Source organism: Oerskovia sp. NPDC056781 (assembly GCF_042789955.1).
GTDB lineage: Bacteria > Actinomycetota > Actinomycetes > Actinomycetales > Cellulomonadaceae > Oerskovia > Oerskovia rustica.
Window position 1 is genome coordinate 1 of the sequence record NZ_JBHUAD010000220.1, and the last position, 6,494, is coordinate 6,494.

General features: G+C 68.4%; 6 protein-coding genes and 1 pseudogene. 5 read left to right on the forward strand and 2 right to left on the reverse strand.

Annotation, left to right across the window (positions count from 1 at the left end; translation table 11 throughout):
* Positions 1-40 precede the first annotated feature (40 nt).
* Both trpD and ACFRCR_RS15510 read right to left on the reverse strand, forming a co-directional pair.
* Positions 41-1,099 carry an anthranilate phosphoribosyltransferase gene (trpD, locus tag ACFRCR_RS15505; RefSeq protein ID WP_377678771.1) on the reverse strand — a complete coding sequence of 353 codons (1,059 nt, stop codon included), beginning with the start codon at positions 1,097-1,099 and terminating at the stop codon, positions 41-43.
* A gap of 83 nt (positions 1,100-1,182) precedes the next feature.
* Positions 1,183-1,638, reverse strand: coding sequence for a hypothetical protein (locus tag ACFRCR_RS15510; RefSeq protein ID WP_377678767.1), 456 nt, complete (start codon positions 1,636-1,638; stop codon positions 1,183-1,185).
* Between the two features lie 335 nt (positions 1,639-1,973).
* On the opposite strand from ACFRCR_RS15510, the gene ACFRCR_RS15515 reads away from it, so the two are divergent.
* The 5 genes and pseudogenes from ACFRCR_RS15515 to ACFRCR_RS15535 all read left to right on the forward strand — a co-directional run.
* On the forward strand, positions 1,974-2,624 hold the full coding sequence (locus ACFRCR_RS15515; RefSeq protein WP_138824252.1) for a heme-copper oxidase subunit III: 651 nt from the start codon (positions 1,974-1,976) through the stop codon (positions 2,622-2,624).
* A gap of 81 nt (positions 2,625-2,705) precedes the next feature.
* Positions 2,706-3,485 carry a c-type cytochrome gene (locus ACFRCR_RS15520; protein WP_191798419.1) on the forward strand — a complete coding sequence of 260 codons (780 nt, stop codon included), beginning with the start codon at positions 2,706-2,708 and terminating at the stop codon, positions 3,483-3,485.
* Positions 3,482-4,513: a ubiquinol-cytochrome c reductase iron-sulfur subunit gene (locus ACFRCR_RS15525; RefSeq protein WP_246857611.1), complete on the forward strand. Its 1,032-nt coding sequence runs from the start codon at positions 3,482-3,484 to the stop codon at positions 4,511-4,513. The genes ACFRCR_RS15520 and ACFRCR_RS15525 overlap by 4 nt, the downstream gene beginning before the upstream one ends.
* Positions 4,510-6,222, forward strand: a complete 1,713-nt coding sequence (locus ACFRCR_RS15530; RefSeq protein WP_377678770.1) for a cytochrome bc complex cytochrome b subunit — start codon at positions 4,510-4,512, stop codon at positions 6,220-6,222. The genes ACFRCR_RS15525 and ACFRCR_RS15530 overlap by 4 nt, the downstream gene beginning before the upstream one ends.
* Positions 6,223-6,400: 178 nt before the next feature.
* Positions 6,401-6,494: pseudogene (locus tag ACFRCR_RS15535) on the forward strand (superoxide dismutase); the annotation flags it as partial.

Genomic DNA, 6,494 nt, shown 5'->3' on the forward strand with positions numbered 1-6,494 from the left:
ACGGCCTCCCGTCCGCACCCCGCCCTCGTCGTCATCGTCGTCACCGCGTCGAGGCGGCGACCCAACGCTCCAGGACTCCTGCTGCCGCGCCCGAGTCGACGCTCGTCGCCGCGTGCGCCATGCCCGCGCGCAGACGCTCGACGAGGGTCCCCTCGGCGGTCCCGGGCAGGCTCGCGTCCGCGACGAGCGCGGCCGCGGCGTTGAGCAGCACGGTCTCCCGCACGGGCCCCGTCTCGCCGGCCAGCACGCGACGCGCGACCTCGGCGTTGAACGACGCGTCGGCCCCGCGAAGGTCCTCGACCGAGATCCGCTGCAGGCCCAGCTCGGCCGCCGCGTCGAGCGACCGGGTCGTGACGGAGCCGTCACGCACCTCCCAGACGGTCGAGGTACCGGTCGCCGCGAGCTCGTCGAGGCCGTCGTCGCCGCGGAACACGAGGGCCGAGGTCCCGCGCGACGCGAAGACGCCGGCCACGAGCGGGGCCATGCGCGCGTCGGCGACCCCGACGGCGGTCGCCGGCGGCTGCGCGGGGTTCGTCAAGGGTCCGAGGAAGTTGAACGCCGTCGGGATCCCGAGCTCCTTGCGCGCGACCGCCGAGTGCCGGAACGAGGGGTGGAAGACCTGCGCGAAGCAGAACGTGATGCCGACCTCCTCGACCAGCTGCGTGACCCGCTCCGGGGACTGGTCGAGGCGGATGCCCAGGACCTCGAGCACGTCGGCCGAGCCCGACGACGACGACGCGGCGCGGTTCCCGTGCTTGACGACGCGCACGCCCGTCCCGGCGATCACCACCGCGGCCATGGTCGAGACGTTGACCGTGTGCGCACGGTCGCCGCCCGTCCCGACGATGTCCACGGTCGGGCCCTGCACCGTGAACCGGGTCGCGTGGGCCAGCATCGCGTCGGCCAGGCCGCGCAGCTCGCCCACGGTCTCGCCCTTGGACCGCAGCGCGACGAGGAACGCCGCAAGGCGGACGGGGCTGACCTCGCCCGACAGGACCATGCCCATGGCCCACGCGGTCAGCTCCGGGCTCAGCTCGCGCCCCGCGATGAGCTCCGAGAGGAGACCCGGCCACGACGGCGCCGTCTGCTCAGGCACCAGGGAGGTGCCCTGGGATGCGAGGACGGACGGGACGGTTGCCGGAGTGCCCGGTGTCGTGGTCACGGGATCTGCCCTTCATGAGGTCATTCGATCAGCGAGACGATCGCTCGCTGCAGCTCGATCGCGTCGAACGGCCGGGGGACGGCCTCGTCGGCGAGCGACCACGATGCTAGCCAACCGTCCTGCGGCCTGCCGGTGAGGACCAGAACCGGGGGGCACCGGAAGATCTCGTTCTTGAGCTGTCGGCACAGGCCCATCCCCCCGGCCTTGTCGGCCTCGCCGTCGAGCACGAGGAGGTCCCACCCGCCCGCGTCGGCAGCGGCCACGACCGCGGTCGAGGTCGCGACCTCCTTCCAGACGATGTCGGGCCCTCCCGCCCGGACACGACGCCCGACGGCGAGGCGCACCTGCTCCCGCACCGTCACGTCGTCGCTGTAGAGCAGGATGTGCGGCGCGCGCGCGGCCTGGACCTGCCCGACCTCGGACAGCGTGTCCTGCTCCGGGTGGGTGGTCGTCAGGTCGCTCGTCGTCGACGTCATCGTCGCCTCCTTCTGGGTCGGGTCTCGTCCGGTTCCCGGTCGAGCCTGCGTGCCTACCGGTCGTCCGGTGGGAGACCACCGCGATCGCCGAGCCGGAGGCACAGCACTCCTGGGAATCTTGGCACGTCGCAGGCCCGGACGACATCCTCGCGCGCCGGGGCGGACGCGGGTGTTCCAGGCCGTGGTCACGACCCCCGAATTCCCGCCGTTTCATGGCACTTCAACGTGATCCGTCATGAAGTGCAGGGCTTGGTGGGAGAATCTGGAGAGTTTGTGAGATTCGCCGCGCGCCACCCCCCGATCCAGTGGTCCAAATCGCTCCGCGGTCGGCCATAATGGCTGATGTGTCGACCGCAACGGCTGCCCCCCACGCCCACCAGCACGTGAGCGTCAACCGACCGAACCCTGTCTCGGTCGGGACGATCGTGTGGCTGGCCAGCGAGCTCATGTTCTTCGCTGGACTGTTCGCTATGTACTTCACCGCTCGATCGGTGATACCCGCCGAGGAGTGGGCTTCTCAGACCGAGAAGCTCAACATCCCCTTCGCCGTGATCAACACGTCGATCCTGGTGCTGTCCTCCGTGACGTGCCAGCTGGGTGTCCTCGCGGCGGAGCGTTTCCAGCCCGTCCGCACCGGATCGATCTTCCAGGTCAACCGGTGGGGGATGAACGAGTGGATCACGCTCACGTACCTCATGGGTGCGTTCTTCATCGGCGGTCAGGTCTACGAGTACGCCGAGCTCGTGCACGAGGGACTCACCATCTCGTCGCACCCCTACGGCTCGGTCTTCTTCCTGGCCACGGGCTTCCACGGACTCCACGTCGTGGGTGGTCTGATCGCCTTCCTGTTCCTTCTCGGTCGGTCCTTCGCCGCCAAGAACTTCGGGCACCACGAGGCCACCACCGGCATCGTGACGTCCTACTACTGGCACTTCGTCGACGTCGTGTGGATCGCACTCTTCTTCGTGATCTACATCCTCCGCTGACGCGGTGACGCCCGCGGCACCGATGCCCGGACAACCACATCTGCCCCCTGCACCCCCCACTTGCGAGACGAGGATCATTTCGTGAAGGCACTCGCCGCCCGCAGGCACCACCGCTTCGCACCGGTCGTGCTGCTGCTGCTGGCGCTGCTGGTCACCGGCGGCGTCTACGCCGCCTTTGCCCCGAGTCCAGCCAGCGCTGACACCGCCAGCACCGAGGACATCGAGACAGGCCAGAAGCTTTTCCAGGCGAACTGCGCCACCTGCCACGGCCCCAGCGCCGAGGGATCGGACACCGTCCCGTCCCTCGTCGGCGTCGGAGCGGCCGCTGTCGACTTCCAGGTGTCGACCGGTCGTATGCCCATGCAGATGGAAGGCCCCCAGGCCATCCAGAAGCCGCGCCAGTTCGACGAGGAGCAGACGGCGCAGCTCGCTGCGTACGTCGCCTCCCTGGGCGCCGGCCCGGCGATCCCCACGGACGAGCAGGTCGACGCCTCGCTCGGTGACCCGTCGAACGGTGCTGCGGTCTTCCGCACCAACTGCGCGATGTGCCACAACGCCGTCGGTGCGGGCGGTGCCCTGTCCGAGGGCAAGTTCGCACCCCCGCTGTGGGAGACCTCGGAGCGCAACATCTACCAGGCGATGCAGACCGGACCGCAGTCCATGCCGGTCTTCAACGACATGAACGTGACGCCCGACGAGAAGCGCGACGTCATCGCGTACCTCGTCGAGCAGCGTGACGGTTCCGCCGGTGGACTCGACCTTGGTTCTCTCGGCCCCGTCAGCGAGGGCCTCTGGGTGTGGATCGTGGGCATGGGCCTGCTGATCGGCGCCGCTGTGTGGATCGGAGCGAAGTCGTCGTGAGCGACAACCAGCACTCGACGGACCTGACCAAGCAGGACGGGCACGAGCTCGACCGCTTCCAGGATCCGGGTATCCCGGCTCACAAGAGCCGGATGGCAGACCGTGACCCGAAGGCAGCCAAGCGTGCCGAGAAGCAGGTCGTGATCCTCTTCACGATCTCGATCATCGGCACCATCGGCATGCTCGTCGCGTTCTTCGCACTGCCCGAGGACACCTCGATCGCGGGGATCCGGACGGCCAACCTCGTCATCGGGCTCGGCCTGGCGTTCTCGCTCCTCGGCATCGGCCTCGCCGCCGTGCACTGGGCCAAGACCCTCATGTCGGACCACGAGCACGTCGACGAGCGGCACGGCCAGCGCAGCTCCGACGCGGTCCGCGCCGAGGCCGTGCAGGCCCTCACCGAGGGCGCACAGGACTCCGGCATCGCCCGTCGTGGCGTGCTCAAGGGCGCGGTCGTCACCGCTCTCGCGCTCTTCCCGCTCGCGATCGCTGTTCCCCTCGTGGCCGAGGTGGGTGGAGACTGGAACGTCAACAAGTTCCGTCACACGCTCTGGAAGCCCAAGATGCGCCTTGCGCTCGACCCCTCGGGCCGCCCGATCAAGGCCGAGGACGTCACGATCGGCAGCGCCTTCCACGTCATCCCCGACGTGCCGGAAGAGGTGCGCACCTCGCACGAGTGGATCTCCGAGAAGGCCAAGGCCATCGTCCTGATGGTCCGTCTCGACCCTCGTGACCTCAAGGAGGCCGAGGACCGCAAGGACTGGTCCTACGACGGCATCGTCGCCTACTCCAAGGTCTGCACCCACGTCGGGTGCCCGGTCGCGCTCTACGAGCAGCAGACGCACCACCTGCTGTGCCCGTGCCACCAGTCGACCTTCGACGTCGCGGACGGCGCCAAGGTCGTCTTCGGCCCCGCCAAGCGGCCGCTCCCGCAGCTGCCGATCACCGTTGACGACGAGGGCTACCTGATCGCGCAGAGCGACTTCCTGGAGCCCGTCGGACCGAGCTACTGGGAGCGCCTCAAGTGAGCACCAGCACCGCGGGACCCGCTGAAGCGACCGCAGACTATCTGGACCAGCGGACCGGCATCGCCGGGGCCGTCAAGGAGTTCGCCCGCAAGGTCTTCCCGGACCACTGGTCGTTCCTCCTGGGCGAGATCGCCCTCTACTCGTTCGTCGTCCTGATCCTCTCGGGGTTCTTCCTGACGATGTTCTTCGTGCCGAGCATGGGCCTGGTCACGTACCACGGCGAGCCCGCCACGATGGACGGCCAGCTCATGTCCGAGGCCTTCGCCTCGACGCTGCACACCTCGTTCGAGGTGCGTGGCGGTCTCCTGATGCGTCAGATCCACCACTGGTCGGCCCTGCTCTTCATGGCCGCGATCGTGACGCACATGATGCGCGTCTTCTTCACCGGGGCGTTCCGCAAGCCGCGTGAGCTCAACTGGATGGTCGGGTTCCTCCTGATGATCCTCGGCCTCGCCGCGGGCTTCACGGGCTACTCGCTCCCGGACGACGTGCTCTCCGGCAACGGTCTGCGCATCACCGACGGCGTCGTCAAGTCGATCCCGATCATCGGCTCGTACATGTCGTACTTCATCTTCGGTGGCGAGTTCCCGGGCGAGCACATCATCCCGAGGCTCTTCACGCTGCACATCCTCGTGGTCCCGGGCCTCATCCTGGCGCTCGTCGCCCTCCACCTGTTCTTCGTCGTGCTGCACAAGCACACGCAGTACCCGGGTGGCGGCCGCACCAACGCCAACGTGGTCGGCTTCCCGCTGTTCCCCGTGTACGTCGCCAAGGCCGGTGGCTTCTTCTTCGTGGTGTTCGGCGTCATCGCCGCGATGGGCGCCACGATGGCCATCAACAACGTCTGGAACTACGGACCGTACGACCCCTCCCCCGTCTCGGCCGGTGCTCAGCCCGACTGGTACATGCTGTTCCTCGAGGGTTCGCTGCGACTCATGCCGGGGCAGACGGAGTACGTGATCGCGGGCTACACGCTCTCGCTCAACATCCTGATCCCGGCGGTCGTGATCCCGGGTCTCCTGTTCACGTTCCTCGCGGTCTACCCGTTCCTCGAGGCGGCCGTGACCAAGGACAAGCGCGAGCACCACGTGCTCGACCGTCCGCGCAACGTCCCGGTCCGCACGGGCCTGGGCGTCGGCTTCCTGACGGCGTTCATCATCCTGGCCCTCGCCGGGTCGAACGACCTCATCGCGACGCACTTCCACCTGTCGATCAACGCGATCACGTGGGTGTTCCGTGTGCTGCTCTTCGTCGGCCCGGTGATCGCGTTCTGGATCACCAAGCGCATCTGCCTCGGGCTGCAGCGCAAGGACCGCGAGCTCGTCCTGCACGGGCACGAGACCGGACGCATCGTGCGCTTCGCGCACGGTGAGTACATCGAGGTCCACCGCCCGCTCGACGACCAGGAGCGCTGGCTCCGTGTGAACTACACGGCGCACGCTCCCCTGGAGATCGAGCCGGCGACCGACTCTCGTGGTGTCCGCCGCAAGGGCTACAAGAAGGACCGCCGGATGCAGCGCCTGTCGCGCTTCTTCTACGAGGACCGGGTCGAGCCCGTGACCCCCTCCGAGGTGGCGGCGTCCCACTCGCACGGCGAGCACGACGCTCTCGGCGCCGCGGACGCCACGCACGCCGTGGAGTCCGGTACCGCGGTGGGCGGCGGCAGCCACATCGTCAGCCCTGACGACACCGGCAGCACCAAGCACTGACCCGCTCCCCCTGCGGAGCACGACGACCCGTGAGACGGTCCGGCACCAGCCGGAACATCTCACGGGTCGTTCGCGTTCCACGGTTGTCGTGTTCGCTCGGTTTCGCACCGGCCGAACCTTTCGCCACAGTTGTCACACCGTGCGCGCTACGGCGCACCGATCCAGGAGGCATTCCGGCATGGCTGTCTACACCCTTCCCGAGCTGTCGTACGACTACGGCGCACTCGAGCCCCACATCTCCGGCCGCATCATGGAGCTGCACCACTCCAAGC

What these genes read in the sequence shown, in the direction of transcription:
- ACFRCR_RS15510 (WP_377678767.1), bottom strand. Translation starts at nt 1,638, where the DNA reads ATGACGTCGACGACGAGCGACCTGACGACCACCCACCCGGAGCAGGAC.
- ACFRCR_RS15515 (WP_138824252.1), top strand. Translation starts at nt 1,974, where the DNA reads ATGGCTGATGTGTCGACCGCAACGGCTGCCCCCCACGCCCACCAGCAC.